This window comes from Microbacterium oleivorans, from assembly GCF_001691565.1.
In the GTDB taxonomy this organism is placed as follows: domain Bacteria; phylum Actinomycetota; class Actinomycetes; order Actinomycetales; family Microbacteriaceae; genus Microbacterium; species Microbacterium oleivorans_B.
In genome coordinates this window covers 367,860-390,638 of sequence record NZ_MAYO01000003.1, presented here as the reverse complement: position 1 = coordinate 390,638, position 22,779 = coordinate 367,860, and the positions used below count along the sequence as shown (strand labels likewise).

Annotated in this window: 24 protein-coding genes; 13 read left to right on the top strand and 11 right to left on the bottom strand. The window is 68.9% G+C overall.

Features of this window, described 5'->3' with window-relative positions:
* The first annotated feature begins 21 nt into the window (after positions 1-21).
* Positions 22-954, top strand: a complete 933-nt coding sequence (locus BBA86_RS04665) for an AEC family transporter (protein ID WP_065570505.1) — start codon at positions 22-24, stop codon at positions 952-954.
* Positions 955-969: 15 nt separating this feature from the next.
* Here the strand turns inward: BBA86_RS04665 and BBA86_RS04660 are convergent, their stop codons facing one another.
* On the bottom strand, positions 970-1,731 hold the full coding sequence (locus BBA86_RS04660) for an SDR family oxidoreductase (RefSeq protein ID WP_065570504.1): 762 nt from the start codon (positions 1,729-1,731) through the stop codon (positions 970-972).
* A 136-nt stretch (positions 1,732-1,867) separates the two neighbouring features.
* Between BBA86_RS04660 and BBA86_RS04655 the strand changes: the two genes are divergently transcribed.
* From BBA86_RS04655 to BBA86_RS04640, 4 genes are all read left to right on the top strand, one after another.
* A complete protein-coding gene (locus BBA86_RS04655; protein ID WP_065570503.1) occupies positions 1,868-2,338 on the top strand; it encodes an NfeD family protein in 471 nt (156 codons plus the stop codon).
* Positions 2,335-3,291, top strand: coding sequence for an SPFH domain-containing protein (locus BBA86_RS04650; RefSeq protein ID WP_065570502.1), 957 nt, complete (start codon positions 2,335-2,337; stop codon positions 3,289-3,291). Before BBA86_RS04655 ends, BBA86_RS04650 begins: the two co-directional genes overlap by 4 nt.
* Positions 3,288-4,061, top strand: a complete 774-nt coding sequence (locus BBA86_RS04645; RefSeq protein WP_065570501.1) for a glycerophosphodiester phosphodiesterase family protein — start codon at positions 3,288-3,290, stop codon at positions 4,059-4,061. Before BBA86_RS04650 ends, BBA86_RS04645 begins: the two co-directional genes overlap by 4 nt.
* Before the next feature lie 106 nt (positions 4,062-4,167).
* Entirely contained in the window at positions 4,168-4,539 is a 372-nt protein-coding gene (locus tag BBA86_RS04640; RefSeq protein ID WP_018187978.1) for an RNA polymerase-binding protein RbpA, read from the top strand.
* 3 nt (positions 4,540-4,542) lie between these two features.
* On the opposite strand, the gene lnt is transcribed toward BBA86_RS04640, so the two are convergent.
* From lnt to BBA86_RS04610, 6 genes are read right to left on the bottom strand one after another with little or no spacing between them, the layout of a single operon-like run.
* On the bottom strand, positions 4,543-6,147 hold the full coding sequence (gene lnt / locus BBA86_RS04635) for an apolipoprotein N-acyltransferase (protein ID WP_065570500.1): 1,605 nt from the start codon (positions 6,145-6,147) through the stop codon (positions 4,543-4,545).
* A 23-nt stretch (positions 6,148-6,170) separates the two neighbouring features.
* Positions 6,171-6,734, bottom strand: coding sequence for a gamma carbonic anhydrase family protein (locus tag BBA86_RS04630; protein WP_065570499.1), 564 nt, complete (start codon positions 6,732-6,734; stop codon positions 6,171-6,173).
* Positions 6,735-6,742: 8 nt separating this feature from the next.
* Positions 6,743-8,245, bottom strand: a complete 1,503-nt coding sequence (locus BBA86_RS04625; RefSeq protein ID WP_065570498.1) for an amidohydrolase — start codon at positions 8,243-8,245, stop codon at positions 6,743-6,745.
* Positions 8,242-8,895: an FMN-binding negative transcriptional regulator gene (locus tag BBA86_RS04620; protein ID WP_189318420.1), complete on the bottom strand. Its 654-nt coding sequence runs from the start codon at positions 8,893-8,895 to the stop codon at positions 8,242-8,244. Before BBA86_RS04620 ends, BBA86_RS04625 begins: the two co-directional genes overlap by 4 nt.
* 22 nt (positions 8,896-8,917) lie before the next feature.
* A complete protein-coding gene (locus BBA86_RS04615; RefSeq protein ID WP_065570496.1) occupies positions 8,918-9,910 on the bottom strand; it encodes an Fpg/Nei family DNA glycosylase in 993 nt (330 codons plus the stop codon).
* Entirely contained in the window at positions 9,910-10,446 is a 537-nt protein-coding gene (locus tag BBA86_RS04610; protein WP_065570495.1) for a ribose-5-phosphate isomerase, read from the bottom strand. The genes BBA86_RS04615 and BBA86_RS04610 overlap by 1 nt, the downstream gene beginning before the upstream one ends.
* Before the next feature lie 124 nt (positions 10,447-10,570).
* Between BBA86_RS04610 and pepN the strand changes: the two genes are divergently transcribed.
* From pepN to BBA86_RS04575, 7 genes are all read left to right on the top strand, one after another.
* Positions 10,571-13,120 (top strand): aminopeptidase N, encoded by a 2,550-nt coding sequence (pepN, locus tag BBA86_RS04605; RefSeq protein ID WP_065570494.1) that lies wholly within the window; start codon positions 10,571-10,573, stop codon positions 13,118-13,120.
* A 108-nt stretch (positions 13,121-13,228) separates the two neighbouring features.
* Entirely contained in the window at positions 13,229-14,143 is a 915-nt protein-coding gene (locus tag BBA86_RS04600) for an ABC transporter ATP-binding protein (RefSeq protein ID WP_065572181.1), read from the top strand.
* Positions 14,140-14,973 (top strand): ABC transporter permease subunit, encoded by an 834-nt coding sequence (locus BBA86_RS04595; protein WP_065570493.1) that lies wholly within the window; start codon positions 14,140-14,142, stop codon positions 14,971-14,973. The genes BBA86_RS04600 and BBA86_RS04595 overlap by 4 nt, the downstream gene beginning before the upstream one ends.
* A gap of 9 nt (positions 14,974-14,982) precedes the next feature.
* The gene (locus BBA86_RS04590; protein ID WP_223247025.1) at positions 14,983-16,236 is read left to right on the top strand and encodes a sensor histidine kinase; all 1,254 of its coding nucleotides are present in this window, start codon (positions 14,983-14,985) and stop codon (positions 16,234-16,236) included.
* Between the two features lie 74 nt (positions 16,237-16,310).
* Entirely contained in the window at positions 16,311-16,958 is a 648-nt protein-coding gene (locus BBA86_RS04585) for a response regulator (protein WP_411267696.1), read from the top strand.
* Positions 16,959-16,968: 10 nt separating this feature from the next.
* Positions 16,969-18,072, top strand: coding sequence for a mechanosensitive ion channel family protein (locus BBA86_RS04580; protein ID WP_065570492.1), 1,104 nt, complete (start codon positions 16,969-16,971; stop codon positions 18,070-18,072).
* Positions 18,069-18,518 carry a globin gene (locus BBA86_RS04575; protein ID WP_065570491.1) on the top strand — a complete coding sequence of 150 codons (450 nt, stop codon included), beginning with the start codon at positions 18,069-18,071 and terminating at the stop codon, positions 18,516-18,518. Before BBA86_RS04580 ends, BBA86_RS04575 begins: the two co-directional genes overlap by 4 nt.
* 11 nt (positions 18,519-18,529) lie before the next feature.
* Here the strand turns inward: BBA86_RS04575 and BBA86_RS04570 are convergent, their stop codons facing one another.
* Complete coding sequence (locus tag BBA86_RS04570; RefSeq protein WP_065570490.1) at positions 18,530-19,204, bottom strand: hypothetical protein; 675 nt, start codon at positions 19,202-19,204, stop codon at positions 18,530-18,532.
* Positions 19,205-19,265: 61 nt separating this feature from the next.
* Here BBA86_RS04570 and BBA86_RS04565 point away from each other — a divergent pair, with 61 nt between their 5' ends.
* On the top strand, positions 19,266-20,138 hold the full coding sequence (locus BBA86_RS04565) for an acyl-CoA thioesterase (protein ID WP_065570489.1): 873 nt from the start codon (positions 19,266-19,268) through the stop codon (positions 20,136-20,138).
* 6 nt (positions 20,139-20,144) lie between these two features.
* On the opposite strand, the gene BBA86_RS04560 is transcribed toward BBA86_RS04565, so the two are convergent.
* From BBA86_RS04560 to BBA86_RS04550, 3 genes are read right to left on the bottom strand one after another with little or no spacing between them, the layout of a single operon-like run.
* On the bottom strand, positions 20,145-20,624 hold the full coding sequence (locus BBA86_RS04560; protein WP_065570488.1) for an acyl-CoA thioesterase: 480 nt from the start codon (positions 20,622-20,624) through the stop codon (positions 20,145-20,147).
* Complete coding sequence (ettA, locus tag BBA86_RS04555; protein WP_018187995.1) at positions 20,617-22,296, bottom strand: energy-dependent translational throttle protein EttA; 1,680 nt, start codon at positions 22,294-22,296, stop codon at positions 20,617-20,619. Before ettA ends, BBA86_RS04560 begins: the two co-directional genes overlap by 8 nt.
* Positions 22,297-22,346: 50 nt before the next feature.
* Entirely contained in the window at positions 22,347-22,622 is a 276-nt protein-coding gene (locus BBA86_RS04550) for a DUF6993 domain-containing protein (RefSeq protein WP_065570487.1), read from the bottom strand.
* Positions 22,623-22,779: the final 157 nt, after the last annotated feature.

Sequence of the window (22,779 nt, the reverse complement as noted above, 5' to 3'; positions counted from 1 at the left end):
GTCGGGACGTAGGCTCGAGTCGTGCTCGAGGTGCTGACCGGATTCGTCGTGATCGGAGTCGCCATCCTCGTCGGGTGGATCATCGGACGCATAGACCTTCTCGGCCCGACCGGTTCTCAGGTCCTCAGCCGATTGACGTTCTTCGTCCTCAGCCCCTTCCTCCTCTTCGTCGTACTCGCCCAGGCCGACGTCGGGACCCTCTTCTCCGCACTCCTTCCGGTCTCGGCGCTGGCCGCCGTGACGGTTTTCGCCGTCTTCGGCGTCGTCTCGAGGTTCGTCTGGCGCAGACCCGCGGGTGAGGTGCTCATCGGTGTGCTGTCCGCGGGTCAGGTGAACTCCAACAACATCGGCATCCCGCTGTCGCTCTATCTCCTCGGGAGTGCGGCTTACCCGGCCCCCGTCATCCTGTTCCAGCTCCTCGTCCTGACCCCCATCGTCATGGCCGTCTTCGAAGCGCTCACGACGGACGGACGGCGACGGCCGTGGCCGATTCTGCGTCGGACCATCTCCAACCCCATCGTGGTCGGCTCCGTCCTCGGCACGATCGTGTCGGCCACCGGCATCCCGCTCCCCCCGGTCGTCATCGATCCGCTGGAGTTGGTCGCGGGGGCCGCCGTACCGGTGCTGCTGATCAGCTACGGCATCTCGCTCAACGGGCAGCGCGTGCTCGGAACACCAGGCCGCCGCCGTGACATCCTGCTCGCGACGACGTTGAAGCTCGTGCTCATGCCATTGGCGGCATGGCTTCTGTCGCGGTTCGCCTTCGGCCTCTCCCCCGCCGAGGTCCTCGTCGTGACGGTCCTGGCCGCGCTTCCCACGGCACAGAACGTCTTCAACTACGCCCAGCGGTACACGGTCGGGCAGACGATCGCGCGTGACACGGTGTTCCTGACGACGATCGGCTGCGTGCCCGTCTTGTTCCTCGTCGTGGTGCTGCTCAGCCCGGGGGTCTGATCCCAGGGTCGTCGCTCACGCTCCGAACGACGCGGTGTCGCCGATGAGGCGGGTGTTGTCGGCCGGGACGGGTTCAACGGCTGCGCGCGCAACCTCGGCGGCGAACTCCGACACGTTGTAGAGCTTGCCTGCGCTCTCCCGGCGCTCGGCGATAGCGCCCGGGTTGGCGCGCTCGAGCAGCGTCGCGGTGATGGTGCCCTCGATCATGTCGCCGGAGACCACCACGAACTCGATGCCCTTCTCGGTGAGCGCCGGGATCCGCTCCCGGAGCGCGTCCTCGCCGGCGCGCTTCGAGCGCGCGACAGGCTCGTACTCGGGCATCGTCGGCGTCGTGTGGATGAAGTGCGCCTGGTGGCTCGTGACGAAGACGACGCGGCCACCGGCGGGGATCAGCGGGAGGGCCGCCTCGAGCGCGCCCACCTGTGCGTCGCGGTTCAGCGTGAGGGCGTAGTCCTCGGCCATGCCGCCCTCCATGCCCCCCGAGGCGTTCAAGACCAGGATGTCGAGCGAGCCGAAACGCTCTGCGATCGTCGAGAACATCTCCGATACGGATGCCGGGTCGGTGAGATCCGCGCCCACGGTCAGGACCTCGACTCCGAGCTCGCGGAGCTCGGCGGCCAGCTTCTCGGCGCGGGGGGCTTTGTTGCGGAAGTTGATGACGACGTTCGCCCCCGCCTGCGCCAGGTAGCGCGCAGTGTCGGCACCGATCCCTCGGGACGACCCGGTGACGAGGGCGGTCTTGCCGGTCAGGGATGCGGCGGGAACGGGCTGCGACATGGGGCTCTCCTGCGAAGTACTCGGCGGGTGCGCGAGGCGGATGGTGCGCCGTCGAGCCTATCAATCCGGCGCGGCGGGCCTGAGCGACGGAGGTGGTTGGTAGTGTGCGAGGACACGCCCACCGAAGGAGCCGTCGATGTTCCCGGATCTCATCCAGTACCTGTGGATCGGATGGCTGGTGCTCGCGGTCCTGTTCGTCATCATCGAACTCCTGACCCTCGAGTTCACGTTCCTCATGCTGGCTTCGGGCACTCTCATCGGAGGCCTGGGCGTCAACATCGTGGGCGGTGTCTGGTGGCTGCAGATCCTCGCCGCGGCGGCTGTCTCGGGTCTGCTGCTCTTCACGATCCGACCGCTTCTGCTGCGAGCACTGCATCGCTCCAGTCAGCACATCCCGACCAACGTCGATGCGCTGACCGGAATGTCCGCGCGCGTCGTCTCCGCCTTCATCGACGGCGACGGCTCGGTCAAGCTCGACAACGGCGAGACCTGGACCGCGCGGTTGACCGATGCCGCGGCGTCCGTCGACCCCGGTCAACGCGTCATCGTCACCGCCGTTCGCGGCGCGACCGTCGTGGTTGCGCCGGAAGAAGGGAATCCCGCATGATCCTCCCCGCCAGAGTCGACGTGGGCGGCTTCGTCGGCCAGATCTTCGTCGTCGTCCTGCTCGTCGTCGTCGCGATCTTCGTCGTCGTCGTCCTGTTCCGGTCCATTCGCATCATCCCGCAGGCCTACTCCGGTGTCGTGGAGCGGCTCGGGCGGTACCAGCGGACCCTCTCCCCGGGCCTGAACCTCCTGATCCCGTTCGTCGACCGGCTGCTGCCGCTCGTCGACATGCGCGAGCAGGTCGTGTCCTTCCCGCCGCAGCCCGTCATCACCGAGGACAACCTCGTCGTCTCCATCGACACGGTCGTCTACTTCCAGGTCACGGATGCACGCGCCGCGACCTACGAGATCAACAACTACCTGGGCGCTGTCGAGCAGCTCACGACGACCACGCTCCGTAACGTGGTCGGTGGCTTGAACCTCGAAGAGGCGCTGACAAGCCGGGACAACATCAACACGCAGCTGCGCGTCGTCCTCGACGAGGCGACGGGCAAGTGGGGAATCCGGGTATCCCGCGTGGAGCTGAAGGCGATCGACCCGCCGGTGTCCATCCAGGACTCCATGGAGAAGCAGATGCGCGCGGAGCGCGATCGCCGCGCGGCGATCCTCACCGCGGAGGGCTCCAAGCAGTCGCAGATCCTCGAGGCGGAGGGGCGGCGCCAAGCCGAGATCCTGCGAGCCGAGGGAGACAAGACCGCCGCCGTCCTCCGCGCCGAGGGCGAGGCGCAGGCGATCCAGTACGTCTTCGACGCAATCCATAAGGGCGATCCCGACGAGAAGCTGCTCGCCTACCAGTACCTGCAGACCTTGCCGAAGATCAGCGAGAGCTCCTCCAACAAGCTCTGGATCATCCCGAGCGAATTCACGAACGCGCTGAACTCCTTCAGCACCGCGTTCGGCGGCGCCGATAAGAAGACCGCAGGACCGGCGGACGGAACACCCCCCACCTCATGACCCACCCGTGGTTCCTCGGTGAGTCGACCCCGCGCATCCTGGCTCACCGAGGCTTCGTGCCGCACGATTCCGAGAACATCGCGGAGAACTCGGTCGCGGCGCTGGCCGCCGGTCGTTCGACGGGCACCGTATACCTCGAGTCGGACTGCCACCTGACCGCGGACGGCGACGTCGTCCTCTTCCACGATGACGACCTCCGCCGCGTTGCGGGCGATCCTCGCCCGGTCGCCGCCGTCCGTACACGTGAACTCGCCGACATCATGTCGACGCGGGGCGGACTGGCGATCCTCCCCGATGTCCTCCGCGCCTTCCCGGACGCACGCTTCAACCTCGATGTGAAAGCGGATGCCGCGGCGGAGCCCGTCGGCGAACTCGTGGCGCGCGAAGCTCACCGCGTGCTTCTCACGAGCTTCTCGGACCGGCGCCGCGAGATCGCGCTTCGTGCCGCGCGGGACCGTGGCGGCGAGCCGGCGACCTCCGCCGGCTCGGCGACGACCGCTCTCGTCCTGGCCGCTCTGACCGCACGCCTCCCCCGAGTCGCCGCACGACGCCTCGCCGGCATCCAGGCGCTTCAGATCCCGGAACGACAACGAGGGATACGCGTGCTCTCTCGGCGCCTTCTCGACGTCGCCCACTCGGTCGGAGTGGAGGTGCACGTGTGGACCGTGAACGATCCCCGCGACATGCGGCGTCTGCTCGAACTCGGTGTGGACGGCATCGTCACGGATCGGCCTGATCTCGGCGTCGCAGAGAGGGCACGCTTTCTATAGTCGCCGGTCCTGGAGATCGGCTGTGAATAGCACATCGATTGAGGTCTTCTCGGATGATCCGCACAGGTGGGTTCGTTATACCTGAGGACGACGAGAGGACCACACAATGGCAGATCGCAGCCTTCGCGGCATGCGTCTCGGCGCTTCGAGCCTACAGAGCGAAGAAGGCGTCGTATTCGTAGAGCGCACCAACCACACCTACGTCTGCACGCAGTGCGAGCGGGAAACCGTTCTCACGTTCGCTGCAGACGCGGAGGTCCCTGAGGCCTGGGAATGCCGGACCTGCGGAGCCGAAGCGCTCCGCCGCATCGGCGACACCGTCGCCGTCGTGGATCACTCCGGTGACAAGGCCGCTCGCACCCACTGGGACATGCTCATGGAGCGTCGCACCATCCCCGAGCTCGAAGAACTGCTCGAGGAGCGACTGGCGCTTCTGCGGTCCCGACGCGGCGAGAACTCCGGCAAGCTGAGCGCCTGACACTCACACTTCAGCGGCGTCGTCCTTCGCGGACGGCGCCGCTTTCGTGCGCCTGCGCACTTCAGCGGCGTCGTCCTTCGCGGACGGCGCCGCTTTCGTGCGCCTGCGGATGAGCAATCCGAGCAGCACGAGCGCGGGAACGGCGGACCACCCCAGCACCCACTGAACGATGGGGCCGATGACGACCGCGGCCGTCAGACCGGTACGGAGCGGAACGTCCACCAGGAGCGCGCCCGCGGTATCCGCCGGAAGTCCGTCGATGACCGAGCCATCGGGCCCGATGACCTGACTGGTCCCCACCGTGGAGATGTTGACCACGGATCGGCCGGTCTCGATCGCGCGCATGCGCGCGAAGCCGAGTTGCTGGACGTTCTCGTCGGTCCCCCGGAAGTCGGCATTGTTGGTCTGGAACATATAGACCTCCGCACCGTCGTGCGCGCCCTGCCAGATGACGTCGTCGTAGATGACGTCGAAGCAGATGGCCAGCCCGACGCCGACGCCGTTGACGTCGAAGTACGGCGGATTCGTCCCGGGCGTGTACTCGCGCTGGATGAGACCGATCAGGTCCGGCGCCAGGGCTTCGAAGAACCAGCGGTCCGGGACGTACTCCCCCATCGGGACCGGGTGGGTCTTGTCGTGGATCGCCACCGGGTTCTTCGCGCCCGCCTGCCAGAGCATCGACGAGTTGTAGACCTTGGTGTCGCGCTCGGTCGCCGCATTGATGATGAGTGGCGCGTCGACCTTTCTGGAGAGCTCATCCAGGGCCTTCGCCATGGACTCGTCGTTCAGCGGATCCGAATCGACACCGCCCTCCGGCCACAGCAGCACATCGAGGTCCTCGCCGATGAGGGGCTCGGTCGCCGCGAGCTGCGCCCGGTACACGTCGTACGCGTTCCGTTTGTCGAAGTAGCCCGACGGGCCGTTGCCCTGCACCGCACCGACGCGCATCGTTCCGGCATCCGTTGTCGGGAACTGCGGGATGAGAACCAGCAGGGCTGCAGCGGCGACGGCGGGGACCGCGAGCCGCACGTGACGCCAGAATCGGAGTCGAACGGCTTCGATGGCTGCGGCGACCGCGAAGGCCATGGCGAAGGTGAGGCCGCTGACGCCCAGCCACGACGCGAGCTCGGCGAGAGGTCCGTCTGACTGGCTCATGCCCAACCGTGCCCAGGGGAAGCCGGTGTACGGCCACGAACCCATGAACTGCTCCCGCGCCGTCCACGCGGCCGCGACCAGCGCCGGAAGAAGCGTCACGCGGGCCCAGCGGGCCGGCAGCACCCGCGGGAGCCACCGGTAGGCCAGGGTGATGGCGATCGCCCCGACGGCGCTGAGGGCGGTCTCAACCCCCGCGAGGGCGAACCACGGCACCGGGCCGAGGTAGCGGGTGATCCACGCGATGTGAAGAAGGTAGAAGGATGCCGCGAACACAGCGCCGACGGCTACGGCACCCCAGGCCGACCGACCGATGAGGGTGAGGAGCGTCAGAGCGGCTCCGACGAAGGCGAGGGGCCAGATGCCGATGTCGGGATAGGCGAGGTCGAGCACGGCACCACCGGCGACCGCCACGGGGAGCGCGAGCCAGAGAGGGAGGACAGGACGGCCGGGCACGGACGAAGCCTAGATGAGTCGCGCTATGGCGCCGCTGAAGGCGGGGAGTGCATCGATCGAGTGACCGTGCCGTGCCGCTCCGCATGCGAGAGGTACACCTCGGCGTTACGGAGGATGCCCGCTCGCTCCTCGGCGGCCAGCTCGCGCCGGACCTTCGCGGGGACACCGGCGACGAGAGAGCCGTCGGGGATCACCATGCCCTCGAGGACGACAGCGCCACCCGCGATGAGGCAACCGGATCCGATGACGGCTCCGGAGAGCACGACGGCGCCCATGCCGATGAGCGTGCCGTCGCCGATGCGGCAGCCGTGCACGACGGCGTTGTGCCCGATCGAGACGTCCTCTCCGATGTCGACGCCGTGCGCCGCGTCGACGTGGATCGCGACGCCGTCCTGGACATTGCTGCGCGCGCCGATGGCGATCGGAGCGCTGTCCCCACGCAGCACCGCGTTGTACCAGACGCTCGAGAGCTCTCCCAGGGCCACGGCTCCCACCAGGCGGGCACCGGCTGCCACGAACGCGGAGTCCGAGATGGAGGGCGCGGCGTCGGGCAGTGCGATGACGCTGGCGAGCGTTGAGATGGTCATCGCTCTCCTCACAGGGCGATGTGGGTCAGACGACCGCCGAGGATCGTCGCGGCGACGCGCGTCGCGCGGAGGGCTTCGTCGGACGCGGTGAGCGGATCGCGGTCGATCACGACGAGGTCCGCGACTCCCCCGGGTTCGAGCCCGCTCCCGGTCGCCGAGCCGCCGGAGGTGGATGCCGCGAGCGCGGTCGCCGCCGTGACCCCCTGATCCGGCCGCCACGGCTCGCGTCCACCGCGGGTGCGGTGCACGGCGGCGGCCATCGCCGCCCAGGGATCGAGCGGCGACACGGGGGCATCCGATCCGAACAGGAGGTTGGCGCCGGTGTCGGCGAGCGAGCGGAGCGGGTAGGGCAGAGCGGTCTGCGCGGCCCACACCGAGTCGGTCAGGTCCCGGTCGTCGACCGCGTGTTCGGGCTGGACGCTCGCTCCCACGCCCAGGCGGGCGAACCGGGGGATGTCGGCGTGCGCGACGAGCTGCGCGTGCTCGATCGTGCCCGTCGCACCGGAGGCGGCGAAGGCATCGAGTGCGTGCGAGTTGGCGACGTCGCCGATCGCGTGGATCGCGCATGACAGTCCGGATCCGGTGGCGCGGACCATGAGAGCGCGGAGCTCATCCGGGGCGACCGTCATGACGCCCGTGTTGTGCGGATCGCCGGGGTACGGGTGCGAGCACGCCGCGGTGCGGGTGCCGAGCGAGCCGTCGGTGATGACCTTCAGGGATCCGACGCGGACCAGCCCACGGGGGTCGAGCGCGTCACCCGTCGCGAGGCCCTCGGCGATCGCCCGGTCGAGCAGATCGGGATACACACCGAAGGACACCCTCATGCCGTCGAAACCGGCGGCGAGGCGCCGAGCCCAGGCATCCGCGTTCCAGGCCATGTCGAGGTCGACGATGCCGGTGACGCCGCGGGACGCCGCGCGGTCGAGGGCGGCCTGGACGTACCGGTCGACGACAGCGGTGTCCAGGTCGTTGAGACGACGGGAGATCTCGAACGCGGGCTCCTCGCGGAGGATTCCGTCCGGTGCGGGGGTGAAGGACTCGCGCCGGAACGCCGCGCTGTTCAGCCAGACGCTGTGGACGTCGGCGTTGATGAGGTAGGTCGGGACGTCGCCCGTCCTCGCGTCGAGCAGCGCGAGGCTGGGGGCGTCGGCCCAGAAGGCGTCGCGGAATCCGGTACCCACGCGGCGACCGTCGTCGAGCACAGGAGCACGGCCCATGACGGATGCCGCCTCCCCCGCGCTGGTGACGTCACCGAGCGGAGTGCGCTGCGCCGTGAGCGCCCACTGCACGGTGTGGACATGGTGGTCCCACAAGCCCGGCACGAGCCACCCGCCCTCGCCGTCGACCACGACGCCGCGCGTCGGAAGAGCGCCTGCGGGAGCGATGTCGGTGATCACGCCGTCGCGAAGATGGACGTCGACGGGATCGTCGCCGAAGGGATCGACCCGGTCCGCCCCCGTCAGTCGCACTCCGGTGACGGCGCTGACGGCGTCACCCTGCGCGGGGATCATGTGCGGGCCTCCCGGGCGTGGCGCATGGCATCGCGGGAGCGACGCATCTCGTCGGCGAGGCGGGGATCCGCGTACGGGCCGGCCCCGGCATCCAATCGTTCGATGATCGTGTCGACGACGTCATCAGGGCGGTTCTGGCTGAGTTTGCGCTTCGCCGTCACGTGCGTCGGCGTGAGCCGGAACCCGACGGTGCCCTTCGCGAGCCGCCGCACAAACTCGTCGTCGTTGGGCGGCTGCCACATGCCGCGCGGCTCAGGCAGACCCGACTCGAAGCGGTCGACGAGCTCCTCGAGGATGACGAGGTTCTCCTCCGGGGAGAGGATCTCGGGGACGCCGCGCAGATGGACGGAGACGAAGTTCCAGGTGGGAACGGCAGCGCCATCGCCGTACCAACTCGGCGAGATGTATCCGTGCGGGCCCTGCACGACCACGAGGAGCTCCGACTCCCCCAGGCCGTGGATCAGGTCGTCGGGACGCCCGACGTGGCCGACGATCGTCAGGTCGTCGCGCGTCGGATCGAGCAGGACGGCGTAGTGCGACGCGACGAGACCCGTCTGGGCGCTGCTCACGATCGTGACCCACGGGTGCGCGTCGATGATGCGACGGATCTCCGTCACGTCGCTCATCGCGAAACTGGGGTTCTGTCTCACTCTGCCTAGGCCTCCGCCTCGATCAGGCCTGGCACCGCGGGCACCAGTACAGCTTTCGTGCGGCCATCTCCTCCAGAACGATCTCCGTCCCGCAGACCCGGCACGGCAGCCCCGCCCGGTGGTAGACCCAGTGCCGATCGTCGCGGCTCGCCAACGCCCGGCGGTAGGCCTCCGGGTCGAGGTCGTCCATCGTCATCATCTGACCGGTCTCGACGCCGATCGCCAGAAGGCGCACCCAGTCCTGCCACAGCAGTCGGAGGGTCTCTTCGGGAATGTCGCGGCCTGGGGTGTGCGGGTTGAGGTTCGCGCGGAACAGCATCTCGGCGCGATACACGTTGCCGATTCCGCTGACGACCTTCTGATCCATCAGCAGCTGCCCGATCGGGGTCGGCTTCCGCCGCACGGCGGCGACGAACCGCTCCTCCCCTTCGGCGATGTCGTCGACGAGCGGGTCGGGCCCGAGCGCTGCGACGGTGGCGAGCATCTCGTCGGCCGTCTGCAACTGGCACGCGGTGGGACCGCGCAGATCCGCGCACGTCGACTCCGTCAGCAGCCGCAGACGCACCTGTCCGACGACGGGCGGAGGCCATTCGGCATCCGTCTGCTCTGCCAGCCCCTTCGTCTGCTCGCTCATGCGTACGGCGCCGCGAGCGCGCCGGGGTGCACCGATCGAGGCGAGGGAGTTCTCACCGGCGTCGTCGTAGACGGGGTCGACTCCTCGCTGATTCGTCTGCCCCATCCGGCCGTTCGCGGAGGCGATCGTCGGGTCGAGGAGGATCTCCCCCGCGAAGTCCCACGCGCCGTAGATGCCGAGATGCACCCGGAGCCAGACGTCCTCGTCGAAGGCGAGGAACATCTGTTTGCCGACCGCGCGCACCTGCGTGGGCGTCCGGCCGTCGAGGACGGCGGCACCCTCGGCGAACCGCCCCTGGGGGCTCGAGGCGGACACGGGCCGCCCCACGAAGTTACGGTCGAATTGACGCGCGATGCGGTGGACCGAATGCCCCTCGGGCATCAGCCGGCTTCCGGGTCGAACGTCTCCGACGCGTCGAGCACGTCGGGCGTCGCTGCGCGCGGGTCGGCCTCGAGCGCGCCGTCGGTCTCGTACGCGGCGAGCTGTCCGATGCGCCGTGCGTGACGCTCCTCGCCCGAGAACGGCGTCGCGATGAAGCGGTCGATGAAGCCGACGGCCTCGTCGAACGTGTGCTGTCGCGCACCGATCGCGATGACGTTCGCGTCGTTGTGCTCGCGGGCGAGCTCCGCCGTCGCGATGCTCCAGACGAGGGCCGCCCGGATGCCGCGCACCTTGTTCGCGGCGATCTGCTCACCGTTGCCGGAGCCGCCGAAGACGACCCCGAGAGTCTGTATGCCGCGCGCCTGATCCTCGGCGACGGCCCGTGCCGCTCGGATGCAGAAGGAGGGATAGTCGTCGAGCGGGTCGTACTCGACCGGGCCGTGGTCCACGACGTCGTGACCGGCTTCGGCCAGGTGGTGCTGCAGACGGGTCGAGAACTCCATGCCCGCGTGATCGGTCGCGATGTGGATGCGCATGTGACGATTCTAGGGACGCCGGTACCACGTTCCGGCGACCCATCGGCGTAGGCTGTGACGGTTGCCGTCGGCGCCAGCAGCGCCCGTCCGCGGCACCCCACCCTCACCCCTGGGAGACACGAACGTGCCTGGAGAGAACCTCACCCGCATCGAAGCGCAGGAGCGCCGCGCGACCGTCGAGACGCATTCGTACGACGTCACGCTCGATCTGACCACCGGTGACGAGGTCTTCGCGTCGCGGAGCGTCATCCGCTTCGCCGCGACCGCCGGCGCTTCGACCTTCGTCGACCTCATCGCCCGCGGCATCCGGGAGATCACCCTCAACGGCCGCCCTCTCGACCCCGGTGCGGTCTACGCGGATTCCCGGATCGCACTCGACGGGCTGACCGACGAGAACGAGCTCGTCGTCGTCGCGGACTGCGAGTACACGAACACCGGCGAGGGTCTCCACCGCTTCGTCGACCCCGTCGACGGTGAGGTCTACCTCTACTCGCAGTTCGAGGTCCCCGACTCCCGCCGGGTCTTCGCTGTGTTCGAGCAGCCCGACCTGAAGGCCGCATTCCGCTTCACGGTGACGGCCCCCGACGCGTGGAAGGTCGTCTCCAACTCCCCCACCCCTGAACCGACCCCTGCCGGTGAGGGCGTGGCGACCTGGGCGTTCGAGCCCACCCCCCGCATCTCCTCGTACATCACTGCTCTCGTCGCCGGCCCCTACGAGCAGGTGTTCTCGGAGCTCACGAGCGCCGACGGCCGCACCATCCCGCTCGGCGTCTACGCCCGCAAGAGCCTGTGGCAGTACCTCGACGCCGACTACGTCTTCGAGAAGACGCGCCAGGGCTTCGCCTACTTCGAGGACAAGTTCGGGGTCCCCTACCCGTTCGCGAAGTACGACCAGCTGTTCGTGCCCGAGTTCAACGCGGGTGCGATGGAGAACGCGGGCGCCGTGACCTTCACGGAGGCCTACGTCTTCCGCTCCAAGGTGACGGATGCCGTGAAGGAGCGTCGCGTCGTCACGATCCTGCACGAGCTGGCCCACATGTGGTTCGGCGACCTCGTCACCATGAAGTGGTGGAACGACCTGTGGCTGAACGAATCGTTCGCCGAGTGGGCGTCGACGATCGCGACAGCCGAGGCGACCGAGTGGACCGAGGCGTGGACGACATTCAACGCCATGGAGAAGACCTGGGCATACCGCCAGGACCAGCTCCCCTCCACCCACCCCGTCTTCGCCGAGATCAACGACCTCGAGGACGTGCAGGTCAACTTCGACGGCATCACCTACGCCAAGGGCGGATCCGTTCTCAAGCAGCTCGCCGCCTGGGTCGGCATCGAAGCATTCTTCGCCGGCGTCTCCGCCTACTTCCGGAAGAACGCCTGGGGCAACACCGAGCTGAGCGACCTGCTCGTCGAGCTCGAGGCCACGAGCGGTCGCGAGCTCACGACCTGGTCCAAGAAGTGGCTCGAGACGGCCGGCGTCAACACGCTGGCCCCCGAGATCCGCGTCGACGGCGACGGCACCATCACGCGTTTCGCCATCGTGCAGACGGCGCCCGCCGACTACCCGACCATCCGCCCGCACCGCCTGGGTGTCGGTTTCTACACGCTCGAGGGTGAGGCGCTCGTGCGCACCCACCATGTCGAGCTCGACGTCGACGGGGACCTGACCGAGGTGCCCGAGCTCGTCGGCCTCACGCAGCCCGACCTCGTCCTCCTCAACGATGGCGACCTCGCGTACGCCAAGATCCGACTCGACGAGCGGTCGCTGCGGACCGCGACCGCGCACCTCAGCAAGATCAGCGATCCGCTCGCGCGTTCGCTCGTCTGGGGCGCCGCGTGGGATCAGACGCGGGACGCCGAAGCCTCGGCATCCGAATACATCGACCTCGTGCTGCAGAACATCGGCACCGAGACCGAATCGACGACGGTGCGCACGACGCTCGCGCAGCTGCAGCTCGCCGCGAACTCCTACGTCGCTCCGGACGCGCGGGACACGGCGCGCCGGCGCGTCGCCGACGGTGTGTGGGACCTCGCCCGCAGGGCCGAGGCGGGGAGCGACAGCCAGCTGCAGTTCGTGACCGCATTCGCGTCCGCCGCGGCGACGCCCGCCCAGTGGGACATCGTCTCGCAGCTGCGCTCCGGTGAGCTCACGCTCGATGGTCTCGAGATCGACGCGGACCTCTCGTGGTCTCTGCTCGTCTCCCTCGCGGCCGGGGGTGTCGTCACCGCAGCCGACGTCGATGAGGCACTGGCTGCTGACAACACGGCGAAGGGCGGAGAGTTCGCCGCCCAGGCACGGGCTGCTCTTCCGACCGTCGAGGCGAAGCGCGCCGCCTGGTCATCGCTCATCGAGAGCGACGATCTTCCGAACACCGTGGTGCGTTCGGCCGCTGCCGGATTCGTCCACCCCGCGGGCATCGACGCACTCGGGGAGTTCGTCGGAGCCTACTTCGACATGCTCCTGCCGGTCTGGGAGTCCCGGACCTACCAGATCGCCCAGTACCTGATCGTGGGCCTGTACCCGGCACCGCTCGCCGACGCGTCGCTTCGCGACGCGACCCGAGGCTGGCTCGCAGAGCATCGTGACGCCCCCGCCGCACTGCGGCGGCTCGTGAACGAGAATCTTGCAGGCGTCGAGCGGGCACTGTCCGTTCAGGAGCGCGACGCGCAGGACTGAGCACGGCCCATCGGGGCGGTCATGTCGTACCACGGAATGACACGACCGCCCCGATCTCCTGCTCACGGGGGACGCGACGGAGCTCTCCCCTTCCGTAGCGTGAAGCACATGATCGTTGCAGAAGGCCTCACGAAGAGGTACGGAGACAAGACAGCCGTCGATGGCGTGAGCTTCACGGTCCAATCCGGCAAGGTGACGGGATTCCTGGGGCCCAACGGCGCCGGTAAGTCGACCACCATGCGGATGATCGTGGGACTCGACCGACCGACGGCAGGACGCGTGACTCTCGACGGACGCGACTACCGGTCGTTGCGTTCCCCGTTGACCGAGGTGGGGATCCTCCTCGACGCGAAGGCCGTCCACACCGGTCGGAGCGCTCGTCATCACCTGCTCGCGATGGCGGCGACTCACGGCATCCCCCGTTCACGAGTCGACGAGGTCATCGAGATCACCGGCCTGCAGAGCGTCGCCAAGCGCCGCGCGGGCAAGTTCTCGCTCGGTATGGGGCAGCGCCTCGGGATCGCGGCGGCGCTCCTCGGGGACCCGCAGACGCTCATCCTCGACGAGCCCGTGAACGGTCTCGACCCCGAGGGCGTGCGCTGGGTGCGTCAGTTCGTGCGGGCGCAGGCGGCCTCGGGCAGGACCGTCCTGCTGTCGAGTCACCTCATGAGCGAGATGTCGCTGACGGCAGACCATGTCATCGTCCTCGGACGAGGGCGCGTGCTCGCCGATGCCAGCATCTCGGACCTGGTCGCCGCATGGACGCGCAGTGCCGTGACGGTCCGCTCGCCGCGCGCCGCCGAGTTGGCGCAGCTCGTGGCAGGTGCCGACGTCACGGTGACCTCCTCCGAGTCGGGTCTGCTCGACATCACCGGCACGACTGCCGCCGCCGTCGGCGAACTCGCCGCGCAGCACGGCATCGCCCTCCACGAGCTGACTCCGCGCAGCGGATCGCTCGAGGACGCATACCTCGCCCTCACCGAGGGCTCCGTCGAATACCGCACGCAGGGGGCCGCATCATGAGCGTCACGACCGAATCCCGCGCCTCGGCGCCTTCCATGGCGGCGCCGTCGACCTCGACCTACCGGCTCGGGTTCCTGCGCCTGATGCGGAGCGAGGCGATCAAGCTGTTCACCCTGCGATCCACCTGGTGGTCGCTCGCCGTCACGGTCCTGCTGGCCGTCGGGATCTCGCTGCTGATCGCCGTCATCATGAACAGCCTCCCCGATGCGCCAGGCCGGATGGCGACAAACCCCACGATGGCTGTGGTCTCGCCTCTGCAGTTCACGATGCTCGTGGCCGGCATCCTGGGTGCCATGGCGATCACGGGCGAGTACTCCACCGGCATGATCCGCTCCAGCCTGACGGCTGAGCCGCGTCGCGGTGCCGTGCTGCTCGCGAAGGCACTGATCGTGGCGGCGACGCTCATCGCGACCACCGTCGTGACCTCGCTGATCTCCGTCCTCGTCGTCACCCCGGTGTATGGGGAGAACGGGTTCGACTGGGGCAACGCAGAGCTCACGTGGATCCCCCTCGCGTACGCCGTCGTCTCGATGGCGACGTTCGGTCTGCTCGGACTCGGAAGCGGATTCCTCATCCGCAACGGTGCCGGCGCGATCGCGGCGACCGTCGGCATCCTCTTCGTCCTGCCGATCGTCATGAGCCTGTTCACCTTCGGCGGACCGTCGTGGCAGTGGCTCATCGACCTCTACAACTACCTGCCGTCGGTCGCCGCCCAGGCTCTGACGACCAACCCCGCGAACGAGACCGTCCGAAACGTCGTCGTTCTGCTCGCCTGGCCCGCAGCTGCCCTCCTCGGCGGCTGGACCGTCCTGCGGGTGCGGGACGCGTAAGGTCTTGGCGTGACGACTCGAAGCCGAAGCTCCTCCTCATCCGAGGGGGAGCTTCGGCTTCCGCGTCCTCCGGGGGTCCTGCGGCGTTACTGGGCGCGGCATCCACTCTTCGCCGACATCCTCGTCACGATCGTCTGCCTTCTCGTGTCCACGATCCCGGTGATCGCGACCCCGATTCTTCCGGAGGGCGTCGGGACCAATTCCCGCGAATGGCGGCAGGTCCTGCCGACTCTGGGCGTGATCGTGGTCCTCGGGTCCCTGGCGTTGCTCGTCAGGCGGCGCCACCCGATGATCGTGCTGGCGAGCTCGTACGTCGTCGCCCTGGCGTACATGTTCGCCCCCGCACCGATCGCCGGTCCCCTTCTGCTCGTCGCCACGTACTCGGTCGCCGTTCACATCAGTTCCCGCGCCGCACTCATCGGCGTCGCGATCGGGATGGCGGTGCTCGCCAGTGCCGGATTCGTTCTCGCCGCCACCGGCGTCAGCTCGACGACCGTCGTGTGGGGATCGCTCGTGAACGAAGCCCTCAACGCAGTGATCGGCGGTCTCATCGGAGCCAACGTCGGTTCACGGGCGCGCTACGTGACGGCGCTCATCGACCATTCGCAGCGTCTCGTCGTCGAACGCGATCAGCAGGCGCAGCTCGCCGCGTCCGCCGAACGCGAGCGGATCGCCCGCGAGCTCCATGACATCGTCGCGCATTCACTGACCGTCATGGTCGCTCTTGCGGAGGGCGTCGCGGCCTCCCGCGACGCCGACCGCTCGCGTCCCGGCGTCGAAGCCATCGCGGCGACCGGCCGGGAGGCGCTCCGAGACATGCGGGCGACCCTCGGCATCCTCCGCCAGTCGGAGGCCGCACCCCTTGCACCGCTGGCCCGCGACACGACCGCGGAGACGGTCGCGTCGGCACGCGCCGCGGGGTTCGACACACGTCTCGTGGTCTCGGGCGACCCGGGGGATCTCGACTCACGGACCCAGCTCGCCGTCTCGCGGATCGTTCAGGAGGGCGTCACCAACGTCCTCCGTCACGCGACGGGGGCGACGCACATCGACGTCGCCATCCGCCACGCACCCGACGGCGTCTCGGTCACGGTCACGGACGACGGTCTCCCGACGTCCGTCGACGCCGAATCCGGCGGCTTCGGTCTGCGGGGGCTCCGCGAGCGCGTCGCTCTCGCCGGAGGCAGTGTCACCGCGGGCCCGCGTCAGCCGCACGGGTGGTCGGTCACCGCCCGCATCCCCCGACAGGAGACCCCCGCGTGAGCACGTCCCCCTCCCCCGCGTCCGTGCGGGTTCTGATCGCCGACGACCAGTCGCTCATTCGCCTCGGCTTCCGCATGGTCCTCGAAGCGGCAGACGGCATCGAGGTCGTGGGCGAAGCCGGCGACGGCGCCGAAGCGATCGCGTCGGCCGCGCGTCTGCGTCCGGATGTGGTGCTGATGGACGTCCGGATGCCGGGGGTCGACGGGATCGCCGCCACGGCGCGGATCGCGCGCGACCAGCCCGAGGTACGCGTGCTGGTGCTGACGACCTTCGATCTGGACGAATACGCGTTCGGCGCGCTCCGCGCCGGAGCGGGCGGGTTCCTGCTGAAGGATGCCGGGCGCGATGAGCTCGTGGCCGCCGTCCGTGCCGTGGCCGCGGGAGAGGCCACCCTGGCACCACGGATCGTGCGACGGATGATCGAACTCGTCACGGACGTGGAGGGACCCCGCACCGTCGACGCCCCCGATCCCCGACCGCGCGAGCATCCCTCCCTGACGGCGCGCGAGCAGGAGGTGCTGGGCGCCATGGCACGGGGCCTCACGAACGCCGAGATCGCAGACGAGCTGTACCTGGGCGAGTCGACGGTCAAGACCCACGTGGGCCGTATCCTGGCCAAGCTCCCGGCGCGGGATCGCGTCCATGCCGTCCTCATCGCGCACGGGCTGGCGAGCCCGCTGGAGGGCGTCGGCGCCCAGGTGATCGAAGGATCGCCTCGGTAGGATCGGGACGATGACCACGAACGTTCTCGCCGCGTCCGCCCCCTCCTCGCCTGCCCCCGCACCCGGCGAATGGGAGGGCATCCGCGACGGATTCCTCGACTTCCTCGTGTCGGCGGGGTGGAATCTCCTCTGGGTCGCCGTGACCGTGGTCGTCGCGCTGCTGCTCTCGTGGATCATGCGTCGTCTGATCGGCCGCGTCGTCGACCGCATCGTCACGGGGGCGAAGTCGCGAGCGGCGGCGGAAGACACCCGAGCGATCGACATGTCGCCACTGGCCCAGGTCCGCATCGTCCAGCGCACCCGCACGCTCGGGTCGATCCTCACCAACATCGTCAACGTCGCGATCGTCATCATCGCCGCCCTCACGGTCGTCTTCATCCTCAATCCCGGTGTCCTCGCGTCGTTCACGCTGCTTTCGGCCGCCATCGGTGCGGGTCTCGGTTTCGGCGCTCAGAACATCGTCAAGGACGTCCTCAACGGCATCTTCATCGTCGCGGAGGATCAGATCGGCATCGGCGACGTCGTCGACGTGGGGCTGGCGACGGGTGTGGTCGAGTACGTGAGCGTTCGAGTGACGCACGTCCGCGATGTGAACGGCACCCTCTGGTTCGTCCGCAACGGCGAGATCACCCGCATCGGGAACATGTCGCAGGGGTGGGCACGCGTCGTCATCGACGTCGGAGTGCCACTCGACGCCGACCTCGACGCCGTCGAGGACGCGATGCTGGCGTCGGCGAAGGAGCTCGTGCGCGAACCGAAGTGGCGTACCCGCATCATCGACAAGCCCGAGGTCTGGGGCCTGGAATCGATCGGCGGCGAGACCATCGTCACGCGCCTCGTCGTGCGTACCCGGCCCAACGCGAAGGACGACGTCTCGCGGGCGCTGCGCGTGCGCCTGAAGAAGGCGCTCGACGACCTGGGCGTTCCGCTCCCCCAGCTGGAGTCCGCCTTCCTGACGGGCGCGGACGCCGCTCAGAGCGTACGAGGGGCCAACCCTCCCAAGACCAAGCCGCAGCAGGTCACGCCTCCTGCCACCCCGCCGCGTCTCGCGTGGCGGCCGAAGAAGCGCGGCCGGAACGACGGCGACGCGCCGGAGGGGACGTCCGCACCGTGAGCGATCCGAGCACCTTCTACGAGGAGGTCGGCGGGCACGCCGTCTTCCGCCGCATCGTCGACGCGTTCTACCGCGAGGTCGCGGCCGACGAGGTCCTCCGCCCCATGTACCCCGAAGAGGACCTCGGGCCGGCTGCCGAACGCCTGCTCCTCTTCCTCGAGCAGTACTGGGGCGGTCCCACCACGTACGGCGAGACCCGCGGGCACCCGCGGCTCCGGATGCGTCATCAACCGTTCCACGTGAACCCCGACGCGCGTGACCGGTGGCTCCGCGCGATGCGCATCGCGGTCGACGAAGCCGACCTGTCGCCGCTCCACGAGGCGACCCTGTGGGACTACCTCCAGCGGGCGGCGCACGCCATGGTGAACACGTTCGAGCCGACGGGTATCGGGCCGGTCGCGAAGCCGCACGGTGGCACAGCTCTGCCGCTCCACCCCGAGTCCTGACGCCCTACGGCTCAGCGCCCCCCGGTCGCGCGCACCGTCGTCAACCCCGTGGGGTTGCCCGCTCTGACGAGCACGTGGCCTCGGGTGAGGCTGACGCGGGTCCACGTCCCCGTCCGGAGGACGGATGCCTGTTCGTCGAGATCCGCACCCAGGAAGCCGAGCGCGTCGGCGGCGAACGCGACACCAGCGGCGAGACCGCCGAGTTCCGCGTCGGGAGAGCCCCAGACCGCCGCGCGGACGGTGCGGACCAGATCCTCGCCGGGGGACGCGGGCAGGGCGGTGGCAACGGCGTCGACGCCGCGGCGCACCGCGCGAGCGAGCACGGCCTCCGCGACCGGCTCGCCCGGAACCCATCCCCCGCGCGGCGGCGAGATGCCCGCCCAGGCGGCGGAGACGCCGCTGTCGGGAAGTGCGACGCGCATCGGATCGTCGCCGGCCCGGAGAGTTCCGGCATCCACGACGAGATCGCACTCGAGTTCGGGGTCGATCCGGAGGAAGCGCATGCCGAGGACGGTGGGCGTGTCGTCACCGAATCCGCGGGGCGACAGTGGCGCCGCCGACACGGCGAGCGTCCCACCCGAGGCGCGTAGGCGAACGGCCGGGTCAGCGAGCCGGGCAGCACGTGCGGCGAAGGTGAGGAGGTCGGCCGCCGGGCGCGGGTCGGGGAAAACGAGCTGCGGGGACATCCGACCTAAACTACCAACCGGGCGTTCACAGGGACGACATCGGCGCCCGGGAAGGAACGCCGTGAGCGATTCGGGACACGTCGATGGGCTCCTGGCTGTGCTGGACCTCGCCTCCGGCGATGCCCGGACGACGGAGGACATCTTCACCGGCGTCTCGCAGGCGATGCCCCTCGGGCGAGTCTTCGGCGGCCAGGTGCTCGCTCAGGCGGTCATCGCCGCAGAACGCACGGTCGACGACGAGCGTGCGGCGCATTCGATGCACGGCTACTTCCTCCGCCCCGGCGATTCGACCCGAGGGATGACCTTCTCGGTCGATCGGATCCACGACGGTCGCTCCTTCTCCACACGACGGACTCAGGCCTTTCAGGAAGGCGTACCGATCTTCTCGATGATCGCCTCCTTCGAGGTGGATGCCGCGGGCCTGGAACACCAGGACGAGATGCCGTCCGGCATCCCAGGACCCGACCTCCTCTCGGACGACTCCGTCCTCGCGGGGCTGCATCCGATGAGCAAGCGCCACTTCGATCAGAGCCCGGTCGAGGTGCGCCATGTCGAAGAGCCGATCTACGCGACTGTGGGAGACGAACGGGTGCCGCATCAGTCGGTGTGGATCCGCACACGAGGCGAGGTTCCCGACGATCCCCGGCTCCACCGCGCCGCCCTCGCGTACATGAGCGATCTCACGATCCAGGAATCGGTGCTCCGTGCGCACGGCGCGTCCTGGGCCACCGCCGGGCTCAAGGTGGCGAGCCTCGACCATGCGATGTGGTGGCACCGGCCCGCTCGGGTCGACGACTGGTTGCTGTACGTCCAGCAGTCCCCGAGCGCACAGGGTGGCCGTGGGCTGGCGACCGGCCGCATCTTCACCCGCGACGGCGAACTGGTCGCCTCGGTCGCTCAGGAGATCATGGTGCGGATCCCCGAGGGGGACTGAGCCGGGTCAGCGGCGCCCCAGCGGCGGCAGCGGATCACCGAGGTAGGGCTCCCACGCCGCGCGCGTCTCGGGGGCGAGCCGCACGGGGCGTCCGGTCACGGCGTCCACTTGCACGATGACGGTGGACGCCCGGGCGTAGAGCGTCTGCGGCTCCTGGCCCGCGGGGGTGAAGACCTCGTAGTGGACCTCTGCGCTCGAGCCGCCGATCTTCCCGAACCACATCTGCACGTCGATCGGGTCGCGCTGGTACGGGACCGGCGCGAGGTATTCGATCTCCTGGCGGGCGATGAGAGTCAGCTGGGCCGCACCGTGGCTCGCATCGATCACCGCGGTGGGGACGACTCGTTCGCCCGCCCCGGGCACCCAGAAGGCGCGCACGCGCGCCTCCTCGAGGAGCTTCAGCATCGACGCGTTGTTCACATGGTTGTACGCGTCGAGGTCGCCCCACCGCAGGTGGATGGGAACGCGGATGCGGGCGTCAGTCACGCGTGAGCTTGCGGTACGTCGACTTCGCGGGGTTCGCCGCGTCGGCGCCGAGCCGCTCGATCTTGTTCGCTTCGTACGCCTCGAAGTTGCCTTCGAACCAGTACCACTGATCGGGCTTCTCGGCGGTGCCCTCGTACGCGAGGATGTGTGTGGCGATGCGGTCGAGGAACCACCGGTCGTGCGTGATGACCACCGCGCAACCGGGGAACTCGAGCAGGGCGTTCTCGAGCGAGCTCAGGGTTTCGACGTCCAGGTCGTTCGTGGGCTCGTCGAGGAGGAGCAGGTTCCCGCCCTCCTTGAGGGTCAGTGCGAGGTTCAGACGGTTGCGCTCACCACCGGAGAGGACGCCGGCCTTCTTCTGCTGGTCCGGTCCCTTGAAGCCGAACTTCGAGACGTAGGCGCGCGAGGGGATCTCGGTCTTGCCGACCGTGATGATGTCGAGGCCGTCCGAGACGACCTCCCACAGCGTCTTGTTGGGGTCGATGTTCGAGCGCGACTGGTCGACGTAGCTGATCTTGACCGTCTCGCCGATCTTCAGGTCGCCGCCGTCGAGCGGCTCGAGGCCCACGATCGTCTTGAAGAGCGTGGTCTTTCCGACGCCGTTCGGGCCGATGACGCCGACGATGCCGTTGGGCGGCAGGCTGAAGCTGAGTCCGTCGATGAGCGAGCGGCCGTCGAAGCCCTTCTGGAGCTTCTTGGCTTCGATGACGACGCTTCCCAAACGCGGCCCCGGCGGGATCGAGATCTCCTCGAAGTCGAGCTTGCGCGTCCGCTCCGCCTCGGCAGCCATCTCCTCGTAGCGAGCGAGTCGGGCCTTCGACTTCGTCTGGCGGCCCTTCGCGCTCGAGCGCACCCACTCGAGCTCTTCCTTCAGGCGCTTCGCGAGCTTGGCGTCCTTCTTGCCCTGGACCTCGAGTCGCTCGCCCTTCTTCTCAAGGTACGTCGAGTAGTTGCCCTCGTAGCCGATGAGGCGCCCGCGGTCGACCTCGGCGATCCATTCCGCGACGTTGTCGAGGAAGTACCGGTCGTGGGTGATGGCGATGACCGCGCCCTTGTACGCCTGCAGGTGCTGCTCGAGCCAGAGCACGCTCTCGGCATCGAGGTGGTTGGTGGGCTCGTCGAGGAGCAGGAGGTCCGGCTTCTGGAGGAGCAGCTTGGCGAGAGCGACGCGGCGCTTCTCACCCCCCGAGAGCGGGGCGATCGCGGCGTCGGCGGGGGGTGTGCGGAGAGCGTCCATGGCTTGCGAGAGCTGCGAGTCGAGGTCCCAGCCGTCGGCGGCGTCGATCTCCTCCTGCAGCGTCCCCATCTCGGCCAGGAGCGCGTCGAAGTCGGCGTCGGGGTCGGCCATGAGGGCGGAGATCTCGTTGAACCGGTCGAGCTTGGGCTTGATCGCCACGCCGTCCTGGATGTTCTCGAGGACCGTCTTGGACTCGTCGAGTTCGGGCTCCTGCATGAGGATGCCGACCGAGAAGCCGGGCGACAGCTTCGCCTCTCCGTTCGACGGGGTGTCGAGGCCCGCCATGATCTTGAGGATCGTCGACTTACCGGCACCGTTCGGACCGACCATGCCGATCTTGGCGCCGGGCAGGAACGCCATCGTGACGTCGTCGAGGATGAGCTTTTCGCCGACGGCCTTGCGGGCGCGGACCATGGAGTAGATGTATTCGGCCATAACGGCCCAAGTCTACGTGTGCCGTCCCTGGCGGCGGGACCGTCCGGCCGTCACCAATCGATGCGACGCGTCTGTCCTACGAGACATTCGCCTTCGGGCAGGCCCGGCATGACGATCGCAGTCGGGCGCGGGACGGAGGGACCGACCTGGCCGACGAGGCACTCGTCGCCGACGCGAACCGAGAACTGGATGCTGTCCGCGGGGTCGCCGACCGATGTCTCGTCCTGCGTCACCTGCATGGCGTCCTTCGCGAACCCGGCCGCGACCAGGGCATCGATGTAGTCGCGACCCTCGACGGACTTCGACCGGTTCCACACCTCGTCCATCGCAGAGGTGAACTCCCGAAGCTTTCCCTCGGCGGTATCGGCTGCCGGGGCCGGGGATGCCTCAGGCGACGGACTCGCCGCGACCGCAGAAGACGACGCCGGCTCGGAGGGTACGGGCAAGGGCTCTGGCGCGCATCCAGCGAGAGAGACGACCAGC